The sequence below is a fragment of the Streptomyces sp. NPDC025806 genome (assembly GCF_055558275.1).
Genome location: NZ_JBVHMU010000010.1, coordinates 223,935 through 246,244 on the forward strand (window position 1 = coordinate 223,935; position 22,310 = coordinate 246,244).

The 22,310-nt window shown below is 72.6% G+C and carries 20 protein-coding genes; 12 read left to right on the plus strand and 8 right to left on the minus strand.

Going from position 1 to position 22,310, the window contains the following annotated elements:
* The first annotated feature begins 390 nt into the window (after window positions 1-390).
* Window positions 391-975 (plus strand): suppressor of fused domain protein, encoded by a 585-nt coding sequence (locus ACZ4E1_RS23915; protein ID WP_467542341.1) that lies wholly within the window; start codon window positions 391-393, stop codon window positions 973-975.
* A 33-nt stretch (window positions 976-1,008) separates the two neighbouring features.
* On the opposite strand, the gene ACZ4E1_RS23920 is transcribed toward ACZ4E1_RS23915, so the two are convergent.
* On the minus strand, window positions 1,009-2,259 hold the full coding sequence (locus tag ACZ4E1_RS23920) for an MFS transporter (RefSeq protein WP_467542343.1): 1,251 nt from the start codon (window positions 2,257-2,259) through the stop codon (window positions 1,009-1,011).
* A gap of 172 nt (window positions 2,260-2,431) precedes the next feature.
* Here ACZ4E1_RS23920 and ACZ4E1_RS23925 point away from each other — a divergent pair, with 172 nt between their 5' ends.
* From ACZ4E1_RS23925 to ACZ4E1_RS23935, 3 genes are all read left to right on the plus strand, one after another.
* Window positions 2,432-3,070 (plus strand): DUF6758 family protein, encoded by a 639-nt coding sequence (locus tag ACZ4E1_RS23925; protein ID WP_467542345.1) that lies wholly within the window; start codon window positions 2,432-2,434, stop codon window positions 3,068-3,070.
* A gap of 144 nt (window positions 3,071-3,214) precedes the next feature.
* Window positions 3,215-4,078 (plus strand): PHP domain-containing protein, encoded by an 864-nt coding sequence (locus tag ACZ4E1_RS23930; RefSeq protein ID WP_467542347.1) that lies wholly within the window; start codon window positions 3,215-3,217, stop codon window positions 4,076-4,078.
* A gap of 117 nt (window positions 4,079-4,195) precedes the next feature.
* Window positions 4,196-4,801 (plus strand): MarC family protein, encoded by a 606-nt coding sequence (locus ACZ4E1_RS23935; protein WP_467542349.1) that lies wholly within the window; start codon window positions 4,196-4,198, stop codon window positions 4,799-4,801.
* A gap of 87 nt (window positions 4,802-4,888) precedes the next feature.
* Here ACZ4E1_RS23935 and ACZ4E1_RS23940 read toward each other — a convergent pair whose 3' ends face one another.
* The 3 genes from ACZ4E1_RS23940 to ACZ4E1_RS23950 form a co-directional block, all read right to left on the minus strand.
* Window positions 4,889-5,041, minus strand: a complete 153-nt coding sequence (locus ACZ4E1_RS23940; RefSeq protein ID WP_467542351.1) for a hypothetical protein — start codon at window positions 5,039-5,041, stop codon at window positions 4,889-4,891.
* A gap of 235 nt (window positions 5,042-5,276) precedes the next feature.
* Window positions 5,277-6,140, minus strand: a complete 864-nt coding sequence (locus tag ACZ4E1_RS23945) for an alpha/beta fold hydrolase (protein ID WP_467542353.1) — start codon at window positions 6,138-6,140, stop codon at window positions 5,277-5,279.
* Window positions 6,141-6,260: 120 nt separating this feature from the next.
* Complete coding sequence (locus ACZ4E1_RS23950) at window positions 6,261-8,840, minus strand: DEAD/DEAH box helicase (RefSeq protein WP_467542355.1); 2,580 nt, start codon at window positions 8,838-8,840, stop codon at window positions 6,261-6,263.
* A gap of 240 nt (window positions 8,841-9,080) precedes the next feature.
* On the opposite strand from ACZ4E1_RS23950, the gene ACZ4E1_RS23955 reads away from it, so the two are divergent.
* Entirely contained in the window at window positions 9,081-9,827 is a 747-nt protein-coding gene (locus ACZ4E1_RS23955) for a ferritin-like fold-containing protein (protein ID WP_467542357.1), read from the plus strand.
* A gap of 60 nt (window positions 9,828-9,887) precedes the next feature.
* On the opposite strand, the gene ACZ4E1_RS23960 is transcribed toward ACZ4E1_RS23955, so the two are convergent.
* From ACZ4E1_RS23960 to ACZ4E1_RS23975, 4 genes are all read right to left on the minus strand, one after another.
* A complete protein-coding gene (locus ACZ4E1_RS23960; RefSeq protein ID WP_467542359.1) occupies window positions 9,888-10,163 on the minus strand; it encodes a hypothetical protein in 276 nt (91 codons plus the stop codon).
* A 227-nt stretch (window positions 10,164-10,390) separates the two neighbouring features.
* The gene (locus ACZ4E1_RS23965; protein WP_188337001.1) at window positions 10,391-10,618 is read right to left on the minus strand and encodes a DUF3107 domain-containing protein; all 228 of its coding nucleotides are present in this window, start codon (window positions 10,616-10,618) and stop codon (window positions 10,391-10,393) included.
* Between the two features lie 188 nt (window positions 10,619-10,806).
* Window positions 10,807-11,448 (minus strand): TetR/AcrR family transcriptional regulator, encoded by a 642-nt coding sequence (locus ACZ4E1_RS23970; RefSeq protein ID WP_467542361.1) that lies wholly within the window; start codon window positions 11,446-11,448, stop codon window positions 10,807-10,809.
* Window positions 11,449-11,730: 282 nt separating this feature from the next.
* The gene (locus tag ACZ4E1_RS23975) at window positions 11,731-11,952 is read right to left on the minus strand and encodes a hypothetical protein (RefSeq protein WP_399127963.1); all 222 of its coding nucleotides are present in this window, start codon (window positions 11,950-11,952) and stop codon (window positions 11,731-11,733) included.
* Between the two features lie 136 nt (window positions 11,953-12,088).
* On the opposite strand from ACZ4E1_RS23975, the gene ACZ4E1_RS23980 reads away from it, so the two are divergent.
* The 7 genes from ACZ4E1_RS23980 (at window position 12,089) to moeZ (ending at window position 22,288) form a co-directional block, all read left to right on the plus strand.
* Window positions 12,089-13,168 carry an alpha/beta fold hydrolase gene (locus ACZ4E1_RS23980; RefSeq protein ID WP_467542363.1) on the plus strand — a complete coding sequence of 360 codons (1,080 nt, stop codon included), beginning with the start codon at window positions 12,089-12,091 and terminating at the stop codon, window positions 13,166-13,168.
* Window positions 13,169-13,560: 392 nt separating this feature from the next.
* The gene (locus ACZ4E1_RS23985) at window positions 13,561-14,685 is read left to right on the plus strand and encodes a DUF3152 domain-containing protein (RefSeq protein WP_467542365.1); all 1,125 of its coding nucleotides are present in this window, start codon (window positions 13,561-13,563) and stop codon (window positions 14,683-14,685) included.
* Between the two features lie 200 nt (window positions 14,686-14,885).
* Entirely contained in the window at window positions 14,886-17,030 is a 2,145-nt protein-coding gene (locus ACZ4E1_RS23990; RefSeq protein ID WP_467542533.1) for a DUF3492 domain-containing protein, read from the plus strand.
* A 434-nt stretch (window positions 17,031-17,464) separates the two neighbouring features.
* Window positions 17,465-19,063 (plus strand): hypothetical protein, encoded by a 1,599-nt coding sequence (locus ACZ4E1_RS23995; RefSeq protein WP_467542367.1) that lies wholly within the window; start codon window positions 17,465-17,467, stop codon window positions 19,061-19,063.
* Between the two features lie 277 nt (window positions 19,064-19,340).
* Window positions 19,341-20,309, plus strand: coding sequence for an NAD-dependent epimerase/dehydratase family protein (locus ACZ4E1_RS24000; RefSeq protein WP_467542369.1), 969 nt, complete (start codon window positions 19,341-19,343; stop codon window positions 20,307-20,309).
* Window positions 20,297-21,046: a spherulation-specific family 4 protein gene (locus tag ACZ4E1_RS24005; protein ID WP_467542371.1), complete on the plus strand. Its 750-nt coding sequence runs from the start codon at window positions 20,297-20,299 to the stop codon at window positions 21,044-21,046. Before ACZ4E1_RS24000 ends, ACZ4E1_RS24005 begins: the two co-directional genes overlap by 13 nt.
* 63 nt (window positions 21,047-21,109) lie before the next feature.
* Window positions 21,110-22,288: an adenylyltransferase/sulfurtransferase MoeZ gene (gene moeZ / locus ACZ4E1_RS24010; protein ID WP_188336994.1), complete on the plus strand. Its 1,179-nt coding sequence runs from the start codon at window positions 21,110-21,112 to the stop codon at window positions 22,286-22,288.
* Window positions 22,289-22,310 lie beyond the last annotated feature (22 nt).

A 22,310-nucleotide genomic window follows, 5' to 3' on the forward strand; every position in this document is an offset into this window, starting at 1 on the left:
GGGTAGCACCGCACCATGAGCGGGGCGGCTTCGCTTACTGACTCAGATCGGTGCGATCGGAAAGATCAGGTGGGAACGAAGCGCTCTTCCGGCGCACGCGACAGGACGCGGGGCAGCCCGGACGGCTGCGGATGCGGACTGCGAAAGGAGATGCGGGCCTAGCGGCCGGAAGAACGGGTGGTACTGCACGATCGACTTCGATCCATGACAGCCCCACCTCCTCCGGCCGGTCCCCCGTGGGGGACGGTGACGGGCCGGCGCTCCGAGCGTTCCGAGGACGCTCGGCGGGCACGCAACCGCGCACCATGCCGACCAGCGGCCAAGACTATCAGCCGACTGAAGAAGCAAGTCCCTTCTTTACCCGTTGCATGCGAGTTCTATGCTCGCGGGATGGGAGAAGTTCTTGCACTGGTGGAAGCCCGGCTGCTGACGGCCTTCGGCGAGCCCGACGCACGCGCGGCGGTCACGTTCCTCGGCACGGACCGCATCGAGGTGCTGCGGTTCTCCGACGGGGACGTGGTGCGGTACGCGACGCTCGGCATGTCCGCGTCCCCGATGTCCGATCCGACCGCGGCGCTCGCCGACCCGGTGAAGGGCCCGCGCGCCGAGCTGGTCCTCACGGTCCACGCCGGCCTCGCCGAGACCGACAAGGTGCTCCGCCCGCTGGCCGTGCTCGCCGCGTCCCCGCAGGTCGAGGGCGTCGTCGTGGCGCCGGGCGCCTCGCTGGACGTGGGTGAGCCGCTGTGGCCCGGGGCGCCCTTCACCTCCGTGCTGGTGGCGGAGCCGGGCGGTCTGGTCGAGGACCTGGACCTGGACGAGCCGATGGACCCCGTACGGTTCCTGCCGCTGCTGCCGATGACGCAGAACGAGGCGGCGTGGAAGCGGGTGCACGGGGCGGGCGCGCTCCAGGAGAAGTGGCTGAACGGCAAGACGGACCTGCGCGATCCGCTGCGCAGGTCCGTCGCCCTCGACTGATGTGAGGGAGCCTCAGTTCCCACAGTAGTTCTCTCAGTCGGCGAAGACGGAGACGCTGTCCTCGCTCGCGTGCCGGGGCTCCAGCTCCTCGGCCTCGTGGGTGAGGGAGTCGCGGCGGACCCAGACGACGAGGGCGCCGAGGACGGCCGTGACCGCGGCGACGACGAACGGGACGTGGATGTCGGTCCACTCCTCGATCTTCGGCGCGAAGTACGGGGCGGCCGCGGCGGCGAACCAGCGGACGAAGTTGTAGCCGGCGGAGGCCACCGGGCGCGGGGCGTCGGAGACGCCGAGGGCCAGCTCGGTGTAGACGGTGTTGTTCACGCCGATGAAGGCGCCGGACAGGATCGTGCAGACGACGGCCGTGGTGTGGTCGCCGTAGCCGAGGACGAGCACGTCGGCGGCGAGCAGGACGAGCGAGCCGCCGAGCACCTTGAGCGAGCCGAACCGGGCCTGCATGCGCGGCGCGACGACCACCGAGAACAGCGCGAGCAGCACACCCCAGGCGAAGAACACGGCACCCGACTTGTACGGGGTCATGTTCAGCACGAACGGGGTGAAGGCCAGCACGGTGAAGAACGTGTAGTTGTAGAAGAACGAGGACAGTGCCGCCGAGGCCAGGCCGCCGTGGCCGAGCGCCTTGATGGGGTCGAGCAGCGAGGTCTTCTGCGCGGGCCGGGGCTGTTCCTTGAGGAACGCGGTGATGCAGAGGAAGCCGACCGCCATCAGCGCGGCGGTGCCGAAGAACGGGTAGCGCCAGCTCGCGTTGCCGAGCACGGCACCCAGCAGCGGGCCGCAGGCCATGCCGAGGCCCAGGGCGGACTCGTAGAGCAGGATCGCGGCGGCGCTGCCACCGGCCGCGGCGCCGACGATGACGGCGAGCGCGGTGGAGACGAACAGGGCGTTGCCGAGGCCCCAGCCGGCCCGGAACCCGACCAGCTGGCCGACGGAGTCCGAGGTGCCGGCGAGCCCGGCGAACACCACGACCAGCGCGAGTCCGGCGAGCAGCGTCTTCTTGCCGCCTATCCGGCTGGAGACGAACCCGGTCACCAGCATCGCGATCGCGGTGATCAGGAAGTACGAGGTGAAGAGCAGGGAGACCTGGCTCGGGGTGGCGTTCAGGCCCTGCGCGATCGAGGGCAGGATCGGGTCGACGAGCCCGATGCCCATGAAGGCGACGACGGACGCGCCCGCGGTCGCCCATACGGCCTTCGGCTGACGCAGGAGGCTGGTCGCACCCGCGTCGAACGGGTCCCCTTCGGTTCCTGGCTCGCTGTGGCTCATGCCGGCCGCTCCTTAGGACGCTCTGAATCGTTGGCGTATGCACATAATAAGTTAGAGCGGCTAATTAATGCAAGATGCATCTACATCTGATGTCCTCGGCCGGGTGATCGTGACGGTCCGGACGGGTGATCGTCCTTGACGCGGCGCGGCCCGGGGAGGACCGTTGAGCCTTATGAGGGGCGAACCCAGTTGCCCGAAGTGTGGTGGCCGGGTCAGGGCTCCCGGCCTTTTTGCCGACTCCTGGCAGTGCGACGTGCACGGCGCCGTGCACCCGTTACAACCGGTCATCCCGCCCAGCGTCGAGGCGCTCGGCGTCGTCGTGAAGCGTGCCCGTGTCCCGGTGTGGATGCCGTGGCCGCTCCCGGTCGGCTGGCTCTTCACCGGTGTGGCCAACGCGGGGGACGACCGCTCCGGAGGCCGCGCCACCGCCGTCGCCTGCTCGGGTCCCGGGCCGCTCGGCGGCATGGGGGAGCTGGTGCTCGTCGCCGAGGAACTCGGCGTCGGACTCGGCGCGCGCTACGCGGGCATCGACGGCCCCGACCCCGGACCCTTCCTGGACGTCACGGGACCGCCGCAGGCCAAGGTCCTCGCGGCCGGCCGGCCCACCCCGCTGTGGCACGTCACCGGCACCCCGGACGACCGCGCCGTCTTCGCGGGCGAGGCACGCGGCCTGTGGCTGTGGGCGATCGTCTGGCCCGAGCACTCCGGCATGCTCCTGTACGACGAGCTCGTCCTCGCCGATCTGCGCGACGCCGGGCCCGAGGTCGACATGATGCCGTGCGGGGCGCTGTCGCCGCGCCTTCTGCAGTGAGCCCGGCCGCGGTGCCGGCCGGGGCGGGACGGGGGTACCGGCGGTAAGGAGTCACGGCCGGTTCGGTGGTGACAAGGGTGTCCGGAATCCCCGTTATCCTTGAGCGGTCCCGATCCCTCCGCCCGAAGCCTGGAGTCCGCAGCCGTGCGCATCGACCTGCACACCCACTCCACCGCTTCCGACGGCACGGACACCCCCGCCGAGCTGGTGCGCAACGCCGCCGCGGCGGGCCTGGACGTCGTGGCCCTCACCGATCACGACACCACGCGCGGCCACGCCGAGGCCGTCGCGGCGCTGCCCGAGGGCCTGACCCTCGTCACCGGCGCCGAGCTCTCCTGCCGCCTCGACGGCGTGAGCATGCACATGCTGGCGTACCTCTTCGACCCCGACGAGCCGGACCTGCTGCGCGAGCGCGAGCTGGTCCGCGACGACCGGGTGCCGCGCGCCCGCGGCATGGTCGCCAAGCTGAACGAGCTGGGGGTCGGCGTCACCTGGGAGCAGGTGGCCCGGATCGCGGGCGACGGCTCGGTCGGCCGCCCGCACGTCGCCACCGCGCTCGTCGAGCTCGGCGTCGTGCCCACGGTCTCCGACGCCTTCACGAAGGACTGGCTCGCCGACGGCGGCCGCGCCTACGTCGACAAGCACGAGACCGACCCCTTCGAGGCGATCCGCCTGGTCAAGGCGGCCGGCGGCGTCACCGTCTTCGCGCACCCCGCCGCCGCCGAGCGCGGCCGTACCGTGCCCGAGTCGGCCATCGCCGAGCTCGCCGCGGCGGGCCTCGACGGCATCGAGGTCGACCACATGGACCACGACGAGCCCACCCGCGTCCGGCTCCGCGGCCTCGCCGCCGAGGTCGGCCTGCTCACCACCGGCTCCTCGGACTACCACGGCAGCCGCAAGACCTGTGTGCCCGGCGAGTACACCACCGACCCCGAGGTCTACGGGGAGATCGTGCGCCGCGCCACGGGGGCCTTCCCCGTCCCGGGCGCCGGCGGACGCCGCGCCTGATCAGCGCCGCACCGGCACCGGCCCACGCCCCTTCGGCGCGCGGTCCGCGCCCGGCCGTCCCTGATCGCCCCGCACTCCCCCTCTTTCCGCTCATCTCTCGCAAGGCCTGGCCTCACCGTGTTCGACGTCGCTGTCTTCGGATCCCTTTTTCTCACGCTTTTTGTGATTATGGATCCCCCCGGAATCACCCCGATCTTCCTCGCCCTCACCGCGGGCCGCCCCGCCAAGGTCCAGAAGCGCATGGCCTTCCAGGCCGTCTGCGTCGCCTTCGGTGTCATCGCCGTCTTCGGTGTCCTGGGCCACCAGATCCTCGACTACCTGCACGTCTCCGTGCCCGCCCTGATGATCGCGGGCGGTCTCCTGCTCCTGCTCATCGCGCTCGACCTGCTGACCGGCAAGACGGACGAGCCGAAGCAGACGAAGGACGTGAACGTCGCGCTCGTCCCGCTCGGCATGCCGCTGCTCGCCGGGCCCGGAGCGATCGTCTCGGTCATCCTCGCCGTGCAGAAGGCCGACTCGGTCGCCACGCAGGTCTCCGTCTGGTCGGCGATCATCGCGATCCACGTCGTGCTGTGGCTGGTCATGCGGTACTCGCTCGTGATCATCCGTGTCATCAAGGACGGCGGCGTCGTCCTGGTGACCCGGCTCGCGGGCATGATGCTCTCCGCCATCGCCGTGCAGCAGATCATCAACGGCGTGACCCAGGTGATCCAGGGCTCCTGACCCGGTCCGCGGCCCGGCCCGGGCACACGCGAAGCCCCCGTACGCACGCTGCGTACGGGGGCTTCGAAGTGTGTGAGCCGCTCGCCGTTATGAGGCGGTGGACTCGGCCGGGCGGATGTAGAGGCGCTGCCCTGTGGCGGCGGCCTGCTGAACGATCCGATTGACGGAGGCGGCGTCCACGACGGTGGTGTCGACGGCCACGCCGTCGATGTCGTCCAGTCGCATGATCTCGAAGCGCACAGGCTTCTCCCTTCGTCTGGTGATCCTCCTGGAGGAGAACTGAGGTGGAAGGCGTGGCGACAGTGCCCCGCGTTCTATAGGGCTCAACGGGTTGCCCCGTGCAAACATTCCCTACGCTAAGGAAATTTTTCGAAGAACTAATTACTCGCGGGTAGCGGGGTCGCGCGAACACCCACAGTGACGGTACGTCAGTCGGTGCGTGGGTCGTTCGTCGCCCGGCGTGTCAGCCGGTGCGTCAGTCGGTCGGGTGTCGGTCCCAGAACGCCGCGAGGGCCGCCGCCGTCTCCAGGGGGTGATCCGTATTGGGGGAGTGGCCGGCGCCCGCGACGACCGTCCGCTCGGCCTTCAGGCGGGCCGCCATGTCGTCGAGCAGTGGCACCGGCCACGCGTCGTCCTCCTCGCCGGAGATCACGTGGACCGGCGGCGCGACCGGGGCGAGCGCCTCGACCCCGTCCGGTTCGGTGCACAACTGCCGCCCGGCCGCGAGGAGTTGGGCCGGGCTGTTGTTCATCCAGCGCCGCCGCAGATCCGCCTCGTCGCCCCGCGGCTCGACCGGGCCCTCGGCGGCTTCCAGCGCCTGGATGGCCTCCCACACCTGCCCCATGTCGTACACCGCCAGCGCGTCCCGGAGCATCGCCACCCGCCGCTGCTGGGACGCCGACACGGCTGCCGGGCCCGAGGCCATCAGGGTCAGCGACGTGAAGGGCGCCGGGTCCGCGACCACCGCCGCGCGCGCCACGAGCCCGCCGAAGGAGTGCCCGAGCAGATGGACGGGGGCCGGGCCGAGCGCAGCGGCCTGCGCGAGCACGTCCCGGACCAGCTCCGCGCGCGCGTACGGCGCCTCGTCGTCCCGGGGGCCCGCGCTCTCGTGCTGCCCGCGCCCGTCGACGGCCACCGTGCGGTACCCGGCCTCGGCCAGCGGCAGCAGCAGCGCGATGAAGTCCTCCTTGCTGCCGGTGAACCCGGGCAGCAGCAGCGCGGTGCCGCGCACCGGGCCGGACGCCGGCTCACCGGTCAGCGCGGCGAAGTCACCGCGCGCCGTGCGCAGGGCGCGGGCGCGCGTGCCGGGCGGCGGGGTGAACGTCTCGGGCCTGCTCATGCCGTGAGGTTAACGGGACGACGCGGGGGGCCGCCCCTTGGCCGCGGGGCCCGAACGCCGCAGGCCCGGACCCCGCGAGTGCGGGATCCGGGCCTGCGAACGGCTACGGCGTACGACCGATCAGGCCTCGGGGGCCTCGGCCACGGCCTTCTTGCGCGTACGACGCACCGGCTTGGCCTCGGCGGCCTCCTCCGGGGCGGCGGCCACGGCCTTCTTGCGGGGCGCGCGCTTCTTGGGCGCGGCCTCGACGGCGGCCTCCTCCGGAGCGGCGGCGACGGCCTTCTTGCGCGTCGCCCGCTTCTTCGGTGCGGCCTCGACGGCCTCCGCGGTGTCGACCGCGGCCTCCGCCTTCTTGCGCGTCGTGGTGCGCTTCTTCGGCGCGGCCTCCACGGCCTCCACCGTGTCGACCACGGCCGCGACGGCCTTCTTGCGGGGCGCGCGCTTCTTCGGCGCGGCCTCGACGGCTTCCGCGGTGTCGACGGCGGCCTCGGCGGCCTTCTTGCGCGTCGTGGTGCGCTTCTTGGGCGCGGCCTCGACGACGGCGGCCTCTTCCGGAGCGGCGGCGACGGCCTTCTTGCGCGGCGTCCGCTTCTTCGGCGCGGCCTCGACGGCCTCGACCGTGTCCACGACGGCCTGCGCTGCCTCGACGACCGGCTCGGCCTTCTTGCGCGTACGACGGGCGGGCTTGGCCTCGACGGCCTCCGCCGTGTCGACGACCGCCTCGGCGGCCTTCTTGCGCGGGGCGCGCTTCTTCGGCGCGGCCTCGACGGGAGCCGCGGCCTCGACCACGGTCTCCACCGTCTCGACGACGGCCTCGGCCTTCTTGCGCGTACGGCGACGCGACTGCGCGGGCACCTCGGCGACCGGCGCGGCCTCGGTCAGCACCGGCGCGGCGGCCTCGACCGTCTCGGCTACGGCCGCGGCGGCCGGAGCGACCGGCGCGGCACCCTGGGCCCCGCCCCGCGTACGGCGGCGACGGCGCGGGGTGCGCGGCTCGGAGGCGGCCTCCTCGACCGGGGTCACGGGAGCGGCAGCGGCGGCGGCACCCGCGGCGAGCGGCTCGCCGGCACGCGTACGGCGCCGGCGGCGCGGCGTACGGGCCGGGCGCTCCTCGCGACGCTCCTCGCGGTTGTCACGGTCACGGTCGCGGTTGTCGCGGTCCGGGCGGCCGCCACGGCCACCGCGGTCCCCCCGGCCACCACGACCGGAGTCGGCGCCGCGGCCACGGGTCTCGCCCAGGTCCTCGATCTCCTCCGCGTCCAGACCGGCACGCGTGCGCTCCGAGCGCGGCAGGACACCCTTGGTGCCCGCCGGGATGCTCAGCTCCTCGTAGAGGTGCGGCGAGGACGAGTACGTCTCGACCGGGTCGTTGAAGTCCAGCTCGAGCGCCTTGTTGATGAGCTGCCAGCGCGGGATGTCGTCCCAGTCGACCAGCGTCACCGCGGTGCCCTTCGCCCCCGCGCGGCCGGTGCGGCCCACGCGGTGGAGGAACGTCTTCTCGTCCTCCGGCGACTGGTAGTTGATGACGTGCGTGACGCCCTCGACGTCGATGCCGCGCGCGGCGACGTCGGTGCACACGAGCACGTCGACCTTGCCGTTGCGGAACGCGCGCAGCGCCTGCTCGCGCGCGCCCTGGCCGAGGTCGCCGTGGACCGCGCCGGACGCGAAGCCGCGCTGCTTGAGCTGGTCGGCGATGTCGGCGGCCGTGCGCTTGGTGCGGCAGAAGATCATCGCGAGCCCGCGGCCGTCGGCCTGCAGGATGCGCGCGACCATCTCGGGCTTGTCCATGTTGTGCGCGCGGTACACGTGCTGCGCGATGTTGCGCACGGTCGCGCCCTCGTCGTCCGGCGACGTGGCGCGGATGTGCGTGGGCTGCGACATGTAGCGGCGGGCGAGGCCGATGACGGCGCCCGGCATGGTCGCCGAGAACAGCATCGTCTGGCGCTTCGCCGGAAGCATGTTGATGATCTTCTCGACGTCGGGCAGGAAGCCCAGGTCGAGCATCTCGTCGGCCTCGTCGAGGACGAGCGCCTTCACGTGCGAGAGGTCCAGCTTCTTCTGGCCGGCCAGGTCCAGGAGACGGCCCGGGGTGCCGACGATCACGTCGACGCCCTTCTTGAGGGCCTCGACCTGGGGCTCGTAGGCACGACCGCCATATATGGCGAGGACGCGCACATTGCGCACCTTGCCGGCGGTCAGCAGGTCGTTGGTCACCTGGGTGCACAGCTCGCGCGTCGGGACGACGACGAGGGCCTGCGGGGCGTCGGTCAGCTGCTCGGGCCTGGCCCGGCCGGCCTCGACGTCCGCGGGGACGGTGACGCGCTCCAGGAGGGGGAGGCCGAAACCGAGGGTCTTGCCCGTGCCGGTCTTGGCCTGGCCGATGACGTCCGTGCCGGAGAGGGCGACGGGGAGGGTCATCTCCTGGATGGGGAAGGGGGTGATGATGCCGACGGCCTCAAGGGCCTCCGCGGTCTCGGGAAGAATGCCGAGCTGACGGAATGTCGAAGTCTGCGTAGTCAGGGTGTTGCCTCTTCTGTGAGGTGCGGACCGAGGCGAACGCGGGGGTCGTGACCGTGCCAGTGCCGTGCCTTTGGTACGCCGGTCCGCTTCCGCTGCTGCGGAGGAACCGGATGGCGCGGGACCACTGCCGACGCTCGAGCGCTCGTGCCGCTGAGGGCCCCTCCTCGATCCGTACGTCATGTGACGCAGACCCGGAGGGCTGTCGGGTCGGAGCCGATCGGGCCACCGACCGGGCATCCTCATTCATGAGGCCCGTCGGAGATACGTGCAGGCACCATGACACAGGCTTGCACTCGGCGGGCTCTTTACCACCATACCCCGGAAACGCGCATGTGCGATGGCCGATTTGGTCACGTAGTCGTCGTCACACTCCATGACCAGGGACTTACCGGACCCCGCGAGCGGGCTATTGTGCGCTGCATGGAGACGTCTGACAACGCCACGCCGTCCACCGAAGCGACCCCCGCGCCGACCGGAATCGCGGCCCAGGACTGGACCACCGCCTCCGCGGACCCGAACTACCGTGCCGCGGTCGTCGACCTGCTGGGCGCGCTCGCGTACGGCGAGCTCGCGGCGTTCGAGCGGCTCGCCGAGGACGCGAAGCTGGCGCCGACCCTCGCCGACAAGGCGGAGCTGGCGAAGATGGCGTCCGCCGAGTTCCACCACTTCGAGCAGCTGCGCGACCGGCTCTCCGCGATCGGCGCCGAGCCGACCGAGGCCATGGACCCCTTCGTCGCCGCGCTCGACGGCTTCCACCGGCAGACCGCGCCGTCGGACTGGCTGGAGGGCCTGGTCAAGGCCTACGTGGGCGACTCGATCGCCTCGGACTTCTACCGCGAGGTCGCGGCCCGGCTCGACTCCGACACCCGCTCCCTCGTGCTGGCCGTGCTCGACGACACGGGGCACGCCTCGTTCGCCGTGGAGAAGGTGCGGGCGGCCATCGAGGCCGACCCGCGCGTGGGCGGGCGCCTCGCGCTGTGGGCGCGGCGGCTGATGGGCGAGGCCCTGTCGCAGTCGCAGCGGGTCGTCGCGGACCGCGACGCGCTCTCCACGATGCTGGTCGGGGGCGTGGCCGACGGCTTCGACCTGGCCGAGGTCGGCAAGATGTTCTCCCGGATCACCGAGGCGCACACCAAGCGGATGGCCGCGCTGGGCCTCGCCGCCTGACGCCCTTCCCGGTTCTCGTTTCCCGCTTCTCGTTCTCGCTTCTCGCGGCGGGCCCGGGCGCTACTGGGCGTTCGGGCTCAGCCGCCGGGCTCCGCCCCGGGTGGGGCGCAGCAGCAGCGACAACAGCGCCACCGCCAGCACGAGGGCGCCCCCGAGCGTGGCGAGCGCGTGGCCCGGGCCGAGCGCGCTGTGCGTCACGAACGCCCCGAACAGCGCACCGGCGACGCCCGTGGGCAGCACCAGACGCGGAGCCGGCAGCCGGTGCGGGAGCCGGCGTGCGGCGGCGAGGGCGAGCGCCAGGCCGAGCAGTGCGGAGCCGAGAGCCTCGAGCAGCATGATGGTGGGTCCCTCCCGCGCGGCCGGCCGGTGCGAATCGGTCCTAGCGGGTCTACCCCTGGGCCCCGGAACGCAACCCTCCCCCTGTGGCTGTCCTGTGTGCGCGCCCTGGCCCTGCTCCGGACGCGACCGGCGCCGGGCCACCGGGGGACGCGTGCGCGAAAGGGCCCGGTGACGGCGAGCGTCACCGGGCCCTTCCCCGGAAATCCGTATCTGCTGCGAAGCCGCTACAGCGGGCCGAAGCCCACCTTGCGCACCGCCGGCTCGCCGATCTCGACGTAGGCCAGACGCTCGGCGGGGACGAGGACCTTACGGCCCTTGTCGTCCGTCAGAGAGAGCAGCTGCGACTTGCCGGACAGTGCCTCGGACACGGCGCCCTCGACCTCCTCGGCGGACTGATCGCTCTCCAGAACGATCTCGCGGGGCGTGTGCAGCACGCCGATCTTGACCTCCACGGCCTTGTCCCTCCGACGATCCGTGATGTGCGCGGACGACCGCGCCGTACCCAGCAAAGATTAGCCCGGTGAGGCGAGGCTCCCGGTGCCCTTGCCACACGCCAAGAGCGAACAGCGGGGCGGGAACAAAACGACGCGGCGCCCCATTACAGGGGCGCCCGGCGCCGTCGATGCCCTCGGTCGAGGGCTCAGGGCTGCTCGATGCCGTGCAGCGGGAAGCCGGCGATGCCGCGCCACGCCAGGGACGTGAGCAGCTCGACCGCCTTGTCGCGCGGCACCGGGCTCGCGCTGGACAGCCAGTAGCGCGCCACCACCTGGGAGACGCCGCCGAGGCCGGTGGCGAGCAGCATCGATTCGTCCTTGGACAGGCCCGTGTCCTCGGCGATCACGTCGGAGATCGCCTCGGCGCACTGCATGCTGACGCGGTCGACGCGCTCGCGCACCGCCGGCTCGTTCGTCAGGTCCGACTCGAAGACGAGCCGGAACGCGCCGCCCTCGTCCTCCACGTACGCGAAGTAGGCGTCCATCGTCGCCGCGACGCGCTGCTTGTTGTCCGTCGTCGAGGCCAGCGCGGTGCGCACCGACTGCAGCAGCGACTCGCAGTGCTGGTCGAGGAGCGCCAGATAGAGGTCGAGCTTGCCGGGGAAGTGCTGGTAGAGCACCGGCTTGCTGACTCCGGCACGCTCCGCGATGTCGTCCATCGCGGCCGCGTGGTAGCCCTGTGCGACGAATACTTCCTGGGCCGCGCCCAAGAGCTGATTGCGTCGGGCACGGCGCGGCAGGCGGGTGCCTTTCGGGCGCGCCGCCTCCGTCTGCTCGGTGGCTGTCACGCCGCCTCCCAAAATCGTCCGTTGCGGTGTGCGCCGCGTCGTCATCGTACTTTTGGGTAACTGCGATGTGCGCGGTGCAGGCGCAGAATTTCACGGACCGGACGGCAGTGAAAGCGGCGCGTAGCGGTCTTGTCACGGGAAAGCGGTATATACCGTCGCCCGACATGTGGCCGCCCGCTTGTACGCATCCGGCTGCCGACGTCGCTGTGTGGGGTTTCGTGCTGGTTGCGGACATGCCGGATCACCGGCCGTCCGTTCGCCTGACGGTCGTGCGGGGCGGGGTCAGCGGTAGTCGTCCTCGTCGAGCGCCACCACGCGGGCCTGCTCGGCGCGGTCCGCCTCGTTCGCGGTGTCGGGGTCGGCGTCGCCGGCCGGCGGATCGTCCCGGTCGGGAGCGAGATCCGCGTGCTGCTCGGCCGCGTCGGCCTCGGGGGCCTCCACGTCGATCTCCGTGGTGTCGCCGCGCTCCGTGAAGGTCTCGGGATCGCTGGGGTCGACCGTCATGAATGGCTCCCTTCCTCACTGTTCCACGTGGGCGGGTGCCCTGAATCGAGCGTAGGAGACAGAGGAACGGCGCGCTATGTGGGCTGTGACGGCGAACACACGAACCAGTGCGTGATCGTCTCGTAACATATCCCGCATGTCTTCGACCGAGTCGCCGCGCGTGCCGTCCGCCGTGGACACGGTGTCCGTTCCGGGAGGCGTCCGGGTCGCGGACGGCGAGCGGATGGGCTCGGTGGGGCTGCCCGGGCTGACGCTCGCGGTCCGCTCGCGCCCCGCCACGCGGGAGGGACTGCCGCCCGCCCTCTATGTACACGGCCTCGGCGGCTCCTCGCAGAACTGGTCGGCGCTGATGCCGCTGCTCGCCGACGTGGTGGACGGCGAGGCCGTCGACCTCCCCGGCTTCGGCGACTCCCCGCCGCCGGACGACGGCGACTACTCGGTCACCGGACACGCCCGGGCCGTCATCCGCTATCTCGACGCACAGGGCCGCGGTCCCGTCCATCTCTTCGGGAACTCGCTGGGCGGCGCCGTCGCCACGCGCGTGGCGGCCGTCCGGCCCGACCTCGTGCGCACACTGACGCTCGTGTCGCCCGCGCTGCCCGAGATCCGCGTCCAGCGCACCGCCGTGCCGACCGGCCTGCTCGCCGTGCCCGGCGTCGCCTCCCTCTTCACCCGGCTGACCAGGGAATGGACGGCGGAGCAGCGGGTCCGCGGCGTGATGGCGCTCTGCTACGGAGACCCGAACCGGGTCTCGCCGGAGGGCTTCCGCGCCGCCGTCGAGGAGATGGAGCGGCGCCTCAAGCTCCCCTACTTCTGGGACGCGATGGCCCGCTCCGCGCGCGGGGTGGTGAACGCGTACACGCTCGGCGGCCAGCACGGACTGTGGCGCCAGGCCGAGCGCGTGCTCGCGCCGACCCTGCTCGTCTACGGCGGCCGGGACCTGCTGGTGTCGTACCGGATGGCGGCGCGCGCGGCCAGAACGTTCCGCGACGCGCGGTTGCTGACCCTGCCCGACGCGGGGCACGTCGCGATGATGGAGTACCCGGAGACGGTCGCCACCGCGTTCCGGGAACTCCTGTCGGACACGGAGACGTTGAACGGGGCGGCGGGTGATGTGAGAGCGTCACGTGGTGCGCCCACACAGGACGAGAAGCCGACGCGTGACCAGGCGTCGACACACGAAGCGAAAATGCACAGTACGAATCCGGGGAGCTGAGGCGGCCTGTGGGACGGCATAGCCGCCGAGGACCGGCAGAGAGCGGCGAGCGGGCCGGTAAGCCGGCCGAGCCCATGGCGCAGGCGGCGCCCCGGCCGGGCAGCGGCCGCAGACGCCGGACGGCCGCCGAGCCGCCCCAGGGGGCGTACCGGTCGCCCGGAGAGCCGTCGCAGCCCGCTCACTCTTCCCGCCCGCCGGCCTACCCGTCGACCTACCCGTCGACTTTCCAGTCGTCGCCGGGTGCCCATGGGCCGGTCCGCCCGGCCGCGCCCTACGTCCGTGGCGGCCACCCCGAGCAGCATGAGCCGGGCGGCGGTTGGGGCGGCCCGCCCGCGCCGGCCGCTCCGGCCGCGCCGACGGCCCGGGGCAGCGGCCACACCGCTGTTCCGCCCGTGGTCCCGCCCGGCGGACCGCAAGGCCCCGGCACCGGACCGCTGCCGAGCCCGCGTCAGGAGTACGTCGACGCGTTCGACGGCGTCGGCGCGACCGCCGGCCACGCCGCGTCCGCGGCCGGCCGCACGCTCCTCGGCACGCCCGGAGCGTCGGACGCGTACCGGCCCGACCCGTACGCGTCCCTTGCGCCCACCTCCGACCAGTACCCGGCCGACCCGTACGCGTCCGTCTCGGACTGGGACGCGTACCCGCCGCTCCCCTCGGACGAGTTGCCGCCGGAGCCGGCCCGGGGCCGCAGCCGCAAGGGGATGACCTTCACGGGGATCGCCGCGGCGGCGGTCACCACCGTGCTCGCCATCGTTGTCGCGGGGCAGGTCGCCGACCGGGACCGCGGCTCCGGGAGCGATGCGCGGGCCGGGTCCGCCGACGGCGCCCGCAGCCAGGGCGGTTCCGCCTCCCGCTCCGACGACCGGGCCACGCCGACCGCACCGGCCCGCGTCGCCCCCCTCACGTACGAGCAGAAGATGGCGAAGAAGTACCCGCTCGCGGCCGACCTGAAGGGCTCCGGCGCGTTCGAGTCGATCCCCGACGGTGCGGCGGCGCCCGGCAAGGGGGAGAAGTTCCGCTACCGCGTCGACGTGGAGAAGGGCCTCGGTCTCGACGCCAAGCTGTTCGCCGACGCCGTGCAGAAGACCCTGAACGACAAGCGGAGCTGGGCACACGGCGGCGAGCGCACCTTCGAGCGCGTCGGGAAGGGCGAGGAGGCGCAGTTCGTCATCACGCTCGCCAGCCCCGGGACCACCGCGGACTGGTGCGCGAAGTCGGGCCTCGACACGACGGAGGACAACGTGTCGTGCGACTCGGCCGCCACCGAGCGCGTGATGATCAACGCGTACCGCTGGGCGCAGGGAGCGAAGCCGTACGACGACGCCCTGCACGACAAGGCGATCTTCCCGTACCGCCAGATGCTCATCAATCACGAGGTCGGCCACCGGCTCGGCTTCAATCACGTGACGTGCACGCGGAACGGCGCCCTGGCCCCCGTCATGCAGCAGCAGACCAAGTTCCTGAAGGCCGACGGCATCACCTGCCGGCCCAACCCCTGGGTGTTTCCCAAGGGTTGACGCTCCGTAGCTTTCTGTAGCGCTTTGATCTCTTAGTGCGACAGAACGTCACGCGCGCGGGAAAGTTACGGCCGTTCACCCCTTTTGGTGGCGCGATGGACAACCGTCCATCGCGCCACCGGCATGTCCGCATACGTTCGTCCCGCTGCGAGCCGCCGGGTCAACGGCGGCTCACCGAGAGGGAGATCGGGGGTGTGCGCGTGCGCATCGGACTGCTGACCGAGGGTGGCTATCCGTATGTGAGCGGCGAGGCCAGACTCTGGTGCGACCGGCTTGTGCGCGGGCTCGAGCAGCACGAGTTCGACATCTACGCGCTCAGCCGCAGCCAGGCGCAGGAGGACGCGGGCTGGATCGAACTCCCCCCGCAGGTCAGCCGGGTGCGGACCGCGCCGCTGTGGACCGGTGCCGACGATGGCGCCCTCGGCCCGGCCATCGGGCGACGTGCCCGCCGCCGCTTCGCCACGCTCTACGGGGAGCTCGTGACGGCGATCGTGCGCTCCGGCGGCGCCGGTGGTTCTGTCGGCTCCAGTGGCTTTCGCGGTTCTGACGTCACCGACGAGCCTGGTGTCTCTGATGTTGAGGCGGACCGTTTCGCCTCTGCGCTCTACGGGCTCGCCGAGCTGGCCCGCGACGAGGGCGTGCTGGCTCCGGCGCTGCGCTCCGAGGCCGCCGTGCGCATCCTGGAGCGCGCCTGTCGTGCGCCCGGAGCGCAGCGCGCCGTCCGGGCCGCCCGCGTCCCCGACCTGCTCGCCTTCACCGGGCACCTGGAGCGCGCACTGCGTCCGCTCTCCCTCGACTGGTACGACGACGCCTCCGCTGCCGGTTCGGCCGGGGGCGGCGGGCTCGGTGCCGTCGACCTCTGCCACGCCACCTCGGGCGGCTCGGCCGCGCTGCCGGGACTCGTCGCCAAGCGCTTCTTCGGCGTCCCGCTGCTCGTCACCGAGTACGGGGTCCGGCTCCGGGCCCGCTACATCGCCGCCGGCGACGCCGAACTCAGCGCACCTGTACGGGCGTTGCTCGCGGCCTTCCACGGCCGCCTCGCCGTCGAGATCTACCGCGAGGCCGCGCTCATCACGCCCGGCAACACCCATGCGCGGCGCTGGCAGGAGCGCTGCGGCGCCGACCGCGCCAAGCTCCGCACCGTCCACCCCGGCATGGAGGCCTCGCGCTTCGCCGAGGTCGGTGAGCGGGAGGAGCCGGGCGAGCCCGACACGCTCGTCTGGGTCGGCCGCATCGAACCGTCCAAGGACCTCATCTCCCTTCTGCACGCCTTCGCGGAGATCCGCAAGGAGGAACCGAAGGCGCGGCTGCGGATCGTGGGTGCGATGCCGATGGGCGCGATGCCGTTCGGTGCAGGGGCCGGGGGTTCGGCCGGGGGAGTCGTGGGGGGTGTGGCCGGCGCGGGTGGTGCGGGTGGCCTGGGAGGCTTCGGTGGCTCGGGCGGTGTGAGCGGCGCAGGCGGCGGTGTGAGCGGCGTAGGCGGTGCCGGGGGTGCGGGTCGGGCCGAGGCGGGCTTCACGGGTGCGGGCGAGACGGGGGCCGAGACCTATCTCGGGCACTGCAAGGCCCTCGCCGCGCAGCTCTTCCCCGACGAGGCCGAAGGACTGCACTCCGTCGGTGAGAATCCCGTCTCCTTCGAGGAGCTCGGCAGCCCCGAGGCCCCCGACCTCGCCGACGCCTACGGCGCGGGCAGTGTCGTCGTCCTGTCCAGCGTCGTCGAGGGCTTTCCGATCAGCCTGGTCGAGGCCATGTTCTGCGGGCGGGCCACCGTGTCGACCGACGTGGGCGCCGTGGTCGAGGTCATCGGCGGCACCGGACTCGTCGTGCCGCCGCGCAACCCCCGGGCGCTCGCCGAGGCCTGCGTCGCGCTGCTGCGCGACCCCGCGCGCCGCGAACGGCTTGGCGCCGCGGCCCGAGCCCGCGCCCTGGAGCTCTTCACCGTCGAACAGAACGTCGCGGCATTTCGCGGCATTTACCTGGAGATCGTGTCGCGCTGCCCCGTCCGCCGGGAGGCCCTGGACGACTCGGGCGAGCCTCTGCCCTTCGCCCACCCGCTGGAGGCCCACGTGCCCGGCCGGTGGACGGCCCCGGCCACGGGCGCCGTCGGCGGTGCCTGGCTCGCGGGCGCGGGGCGCCCCGAAGCGACGGGCATGCCCGGCTGGGCCGAACCGGGTCCGGGCGCGGACCCCCGACTCGGGGCCGTATCCCTGGCCAAGGCCCAGGCCGAGGCGCTGGGTGTGCCCGGCTCCCACCCGGAGGGCGACGCCCTCGCCGGGGACCGCGAACGCGAGCAGTACGAACAGTTGGCCGGGGCCACCCCTGGCTGCGGGAAGGGTGAGGCATGAGCGGGCGCGAGGGCGTGGCCCCCATGGGCGGCGTCGGAACCGATGTGCCCGACGCATCCGTCGGGGCCGACGCCTGGACGCCCGACGGCGCTCTGGACGCGTCCCCCAGTGCCGGGGCGGATCGTTTGCCCAACTCGTCCGAGGCGGCCTCGCCGAGGGGTGAGGCCGTGACGGATCCGAGCCGGAGCGCTGGCGCTGCTCTTGGCGAACTGGTCGGCCCGGAGGGTGAGTTGCCGAGTGCGATCGATGCCGCAGCCGCGGGTGAGGGCGTGGGCGTCAGCGCGGGTGAAGCGACTGCCCGGGCCGAGGGCGGGGGTGAGGGCAGGAGCGGGGCTGAAGCGACTGCCCGGGCCGGGGCCGGTGCCTGGCCTGGGACGGGCGACAGCATCCGCGCGACGGTGACCGAGGCCGGGGCCGGGGCTGAGAAGGTCAGCGTGCCGAGTGACCCGGCGGCGGGCATTTCCGCGCGGTCCGCCGCGTCCGAGCGGAACCCTTCCGCGCAGGGTATCTCCGCGCAGGCCGCTCCTGAGTCCGGTGCCGCTGCGCAGGCCGCTTCCGAGTCCGGTGCCTGTGCGCAGGCCGCCTCCGAGTCCGCGGCCTCCACAGAGACCGCCTCCGAGTCCGCCGCCTCCGTGCAGGCCGTCCCCGGGTCCGGCCCCTCCGCGCAGGCCGCCTCCGAGTCCGTGGCCTCCGTGCACACCGCCCCCGAGTCCGGTGCCTGTGCGCGGGCCACCGCCGAATCCGCCGCCTCCGCAAAGACCACCTCCGAGTCCGCCGCCCCCGCGCAGGCCGCCCCCGACCCCAGCACCACCACGGTCGCAGCCCGAGTCGCGGCGGGCGGTGTCCAGGGCGTGCCCCGTGACGAGTCGCGTCGCGCCGGTGCCCTCTCGACCCGTACCGTCGAGCGGCCCGCCGAGCAGACGGGCCCCAACTCCCGTACCCCGCAGCGCCGGTCCGGAGCCGACCCCGTCAAAGTGCTGATGCACCGGCACCGCGACCTGTGCGAGCGTGCCGTCGATCCGCTGGAGATCGCCGCCGGCCTGGAAGCGCGCGGCGTCACCGACCGGACCGCTGCCCGCTACCGCCACAAGGACGTGTTCTCCCTCGCCGAGGAGATGTACGCACGCGTCCCCCGGACCGTCGACCCCGTCGAGCCGCATCCCACGGCCCCACCCGGCCGCGGCACCGGACCGCGCGGCACCTGGATCGCACTCTCCCTGCTGCCCGGTGCCGTGGGCGCGCTGACCCTGTACGCGGTGGAGAACACGGGCGGCGTGGTCCGGCCGGCGCTGGGCTGCGCCGGTGTCGTCGCCGTCGGCGCCGTGCTGCAGGCGGCACTGCGCCGTGGCCCGCTCCGCACCGGGGACGGACCGCCCGCCCCCTCGACCGGCCTGTGGGTCTGGTGGCTGCTCACCTACGCCACGCTCGGCGACGGCCTCCTCTCCGCGGCCCTCGCCGGCGGCCCCGACGAGGCCTGGGCCCCGGCGACCGCGCCCCTGCTCGCCCTCGCGGTGAGCGTCGCGCCCGGCACCTGGTGCGCCTATCTGTTCATGGCCGGTGCCCGACGGCGGCTCGCCACCAGTCGCGGACTCGCCGAATTCGCCGCGTCCGCCCGCCCGTTGCTCCTCGGCTGTGTCCTCCTGTTCGCTCTGATCCTGGCGGCACTCCTCGCCGTGGCCGGCGCCGTGCTCGACCAGGACATCGACTACGCGGGCACGACCTCCCTCGGTGTCCTGCTCCTCCTTTCCCGACTGCTCGCCGCACACGGCCGCACGCACGCCCCCGCCGTCGTGCTCGGCGCCGCCGCGGCCGTCGAGGCCCTGGCCGTCTCCGTCGTCTTCGCGGCCAGGCTGCCCGGCTGCGACTTCATCGGCATGCCCGTGGAGACGCTCGTCGACGCGGCCGGCACCGGCGTCGTGCCGGCCATCGCCTGCACCGTCGCCGCGCTCGCGCTGCTGGCCCACGCCGGCCGCACCCTGACCCACGCCTCCGCCCACGCCGGTCCCGACGCCACGGCGGGCGCGGCCCCATGACCCCGGACCGGCCCGCTGCCGAGCACGCGACCTCCTCGCATCTCCCGCTCAGCGCATGACCGGAACCTCCCTCCGCCCGCGGGGCCGACACCGCGGGCTCACTCGACGAACCACGGCAACACGTAGAAGGAGAACGCCAGATGACCACCCCTCCTCCCGGAGGCGCCGGAAACGCCGGATACTCCGGACCTCACGGTCGACGCGCACCCCACGAGCCGAGCGCCCGGCGCGCGGCGTGCGGAGCGCACGACGGAGCACGGACTCCGGGAGGCGACCGATGAGGGTTCTGCTGATCGGGGCCAACGGGTACCTGGGGCGCTTCGTCGCCGACCGTCTGCTGGCCGACCCCGCCGTGCAGCTCACCGCGCTCGGCCGCGGCGACGACGCCGACGTCCGCTTCGACCTCGCCACCGGCAGCCCCGGCGCACTCACCCGCTTCCTGGACGCCGTCCACCCGGGGGTCGTCATCAACTGCGCCGGTGCCACCCGCGGCGGCGCCCGCGAACTGACGCGGCACAACACCGTCGCCGTGGCCACCGTCTGCGAAGCCCTGCGCCGCAGCGGCTGCGGCGCCCGCCTCGTGCAGATCGGCTGCGGCGCCGAGTACGGGCCCTCGCAGCCCGGCTCGTCCACCGCCGAGGACGCGGTGCCCCGCCCCGGTGGCCCGTACGGCGTCAGCAAGCTCGCCGCGACCGAACTCGTCCTCGGCTCCGGCCTCGACGCCGTCGTCCTGCGCGTCTTCTCGCCGGCCGGCCCGGGCACCCCCGCGGGGTCCCCGCTGGGCCGGCTCGCGGAGGCGATGCGCCGCGCGATGCAGGCCGGCGACGGCGAACTGAAGCTCGGCGGCCTCGGCGCCCAGCGCGACTTCATCGACGTCCGCGACGTGGCCCGCGCCGTGCACGCCGCCTCGCTGTCCGCCGCCCAGGGCGTGATCAACATCGGCTCGGGCCGTGCCGTGCGCCTGCGGGACGCGGCCTCCGTGCTCGCCCGCGTCGCCGGTTTCGGTGGCGCGCTGCACGAGCTCGACGGCCCGCCGTCCGCGCTGCGTCCGGCCGTCGGCCACCCGCGCGGCGAGTCCGAGCACGGGATGCACAGCCCGCCCGCCGCGTACCCGTACCCCGACGGCTGCGGCAGCTGGCAGCAGGCCGACGTCCGCACCGCGCGCGACCGGCTCGGCTGGCGCCCCCGCATCAACCTCGAAGAATCCCTCGCCGACATCTGGATGGAGGCGGCATGCCGTATCTGACATCGACGGCGACCGGCCTGTCGAGCACCGATGTACGTCTCGGCTTCGGCATCCCCGGGTTCGCCCACCCGCTGGTCGCCCCCGCCGAGTGGGCCGAGCTGACCCGGCCCTCGACGCCGCTGCACTGGGTCGTTCTCAATGTGGCGCACGGTCCCGGGACCCGCCCCGACCCGCACTGCCTGGAGGCGGTGGGCCGGCTGCGGAACGCGGGCGTACGTGTTCTCGGTCACCTCGACCTGACCTACGGGGCCCGGTCCTTCGGCGAGCTGGTCTCCGACGCCCACCGCTACCTCGACTGGTACCGGGTCGACGGCTTCCATCTGGACCGCTGTCCCACGGAGCGGGCAGCACTGCCCGAGGTCCGGCGGACCGTCACGACCCTGCGCGCCCTGATCGACGACGCGTACATCGTGCTCGGCCACGGCACCCACCCCTACCCCGGCTACGCCGAGAACGCCGACCAGCTGGTCACGTTCTCCGGAGCCTGGAGCGACTACCGCTGGTCGCAGGTGGCGGAGTGGACGGCGGAGTACCCGCCAGAGCGCTTCTGCCACTTCGTGCACGGCATGCCGCGCGGCCATCTCGAGGAGGCCCTGCGCATCGCGCGCTGGCAAGGCGCGGGCACCATCTACTTCACCGACCGAACGGAACGGGGCGGCGCGAGCACGGCCTGGGAGTCGATGCCCGGGTACTGGGACGAGATTGTCTCGCGGATCGGACCGGGTGTCTCGGAATGAAGGAGGGCGTGGCAGTGTTACTGACGGAACAACCGTACGTAGATACCGACCAACGGAGTCCCCGTGTCGCTGCCACCCCTGGTCGAGCCAGCTGCTGAGCTCACCGTAGACGAGGTCCGCAGGTACTCCCGCCACCTGATCATCCCGGATGTCGGGATGGACGGGCAGAAGCGGCTCAAGAACGCCAAGGTGCTCGCCGTGGGCGCCGGCGGCCTCGGATCGCCGGCCCTGATGTACCTGGCCGCGGCCGGTGTGGGCACGCTCGGCATCGTCGAGTTCGACGAGGTCGACGAGTCGAACCTGCAGCGCCAGATCATCCACAGCCAGGCCGACATCGGCCGGTCCAAGGCGGAGTCCGCGAAGGACTCGGTCCTCGGCATCAACCCGTACGTGAACGTGGTCCTGCACGAAGAGCGGCTCGAGGCCGACAACGTGATGGACATCTTCAGCCAGTACGACCTGATCGTCGACGGCACGGACAACTTCGCGACGCGCTACCTGGTCAACGACGCGTGTGTGCTGCTCAACAAGCCCTACGTGTGGGGTTCCATCTACCGCTTCGACGGCCAGGCCTCGGTCTTCTGGTCCGAGCACGGCCCGTGCTACCGCTGCCTCTACCCGGAGCCCCCGCCGCCGGGCATGGTCCCCTCCTGCGCCGAGGGCGGCGTCCTGGGTGTGCTCTGCGCGTCCATCGGCTCCATCCAGGTCAACGAGGCCATCAAGCTCCTCGCCGGCATCGGTGAGCCGCTCGTCGGCCGCCTGATGATCTACGACGCCCTGGAGATGCAGTATCGCCAGGTCAAGGTCCGCAAGGACCCCAACTGCGCGGTCTGCGGCGAGAACCCGACCGTCACCGAGCTCATCGACTACGAGGCCTTCTGCGGCGTCGTGTCCGAGGAGGCCCAGGAGGCGGCCGCCGGCGCCACGATCACTCCCAAGCAGCTCAAGGAGTGGATCGACGACGACGAGAACATCGAGATCATCGACGTCCGCGAGCCGAACGAGTACGAGATCGTCTCGATCCCGGGCGCCAAGCTGATCCCCAAGAACGAGTTCCTCATGGGCACCGCCCTGGAGAGCCTGCCGCAGGACAAGAAGATCGTCTTGCATTGCAAGACGGGTGTCCGCAGTGCGGAAGTCCTCGCCGTGCTGAAGTCCGCGGGCTTCGCGGACGCCGTGCACGTGGGTGGCGGCGTGATCGGCTGGGTCAACCAGATCGAGCCGGAGAAGCCGATCTACTGATCGGTCCTCGGGCCGGTTCCCG

Coding starts and splice junctions, on each gene's coding strand:
- ACZ4E1_RS23950 (WP_467542355.1), bottom strand. CDS start 8,840: ATGACGTACGGATCGAGGAGGGGCCCTCAGCGGCACGAGCGCTCGAGC.
- ACZ4E1_RS23955 (WP_467542357.1), top strand. CDS start 9,081: ATGGAGACGTCTGACAACGCCACGCCGTCCACCGAAGCGACCCCCGCG.
- ACZ4E1_RS23920 (WP_467542343.1), bottom strand. CDS start 2,259: ATGAGCCACAGCGAGCCAGGAACCGAAGGGGACCCGTTCGACGCGGGT.
- ACZ4E1_RS23915 (WP_467542341.1), top strand. CDS start 391: ATGGGAGAAGTTCTTGCACTGGTGGAAGCCCGGCTGCTGACGGCCTTC.
- ACZ4E1_RS24005 (WP_467542371.1), top strand. CDS start 20,297: ATGCCGTATCTGACATCGACGGCGACCGGCCTGTCGAGCACCGATGTA.
- ACZ4E1_RS24000 (WP_467542369.1), top strand. CDS start 19,341: ATGAGGGTTCTGCTGATCGGGGCCAACGGGTACCTGGGGCGCTTCGTC.
- ACZ4E1_RS23945 (WP_467542353.1), bottom strand. CDS start 6,140: ATGAGCAGGCCCGAGACGTTCACCCCGCCGCCCGGCACGCGCGCCCGC.
- ACZ4E1_RS23975 (WP_399127963.1), bottom strand. CDS start 11,952: ATGACGGTCGACCCCAGCGATCCCGAGACCTTCACGGAGCGCGGCGAC.
- ACZ4E1_RS23980 (WP_467542363.1), top strand. CDS start 12,089: ATGTCTTCGACCGAGTCGCCGCGCGTGCCGTCCGCCGTGGACACGGTG.
- ACZ4E1_RS23960 (WP_467542359.1), bottom strand. CDS start 10,163: ATGCTGCTCGAGGCTCTCGGCTCCGCACTGCTCGGCCTGGCGCTCGCC.
- ACZ4E1_RS23925 (WP_467542345.1), top strand. CDS start 2,432: ATGAGGGGCGAACCCAGTTGCCCGAAGTGTGGTGGCCGGGTCAGGGCT.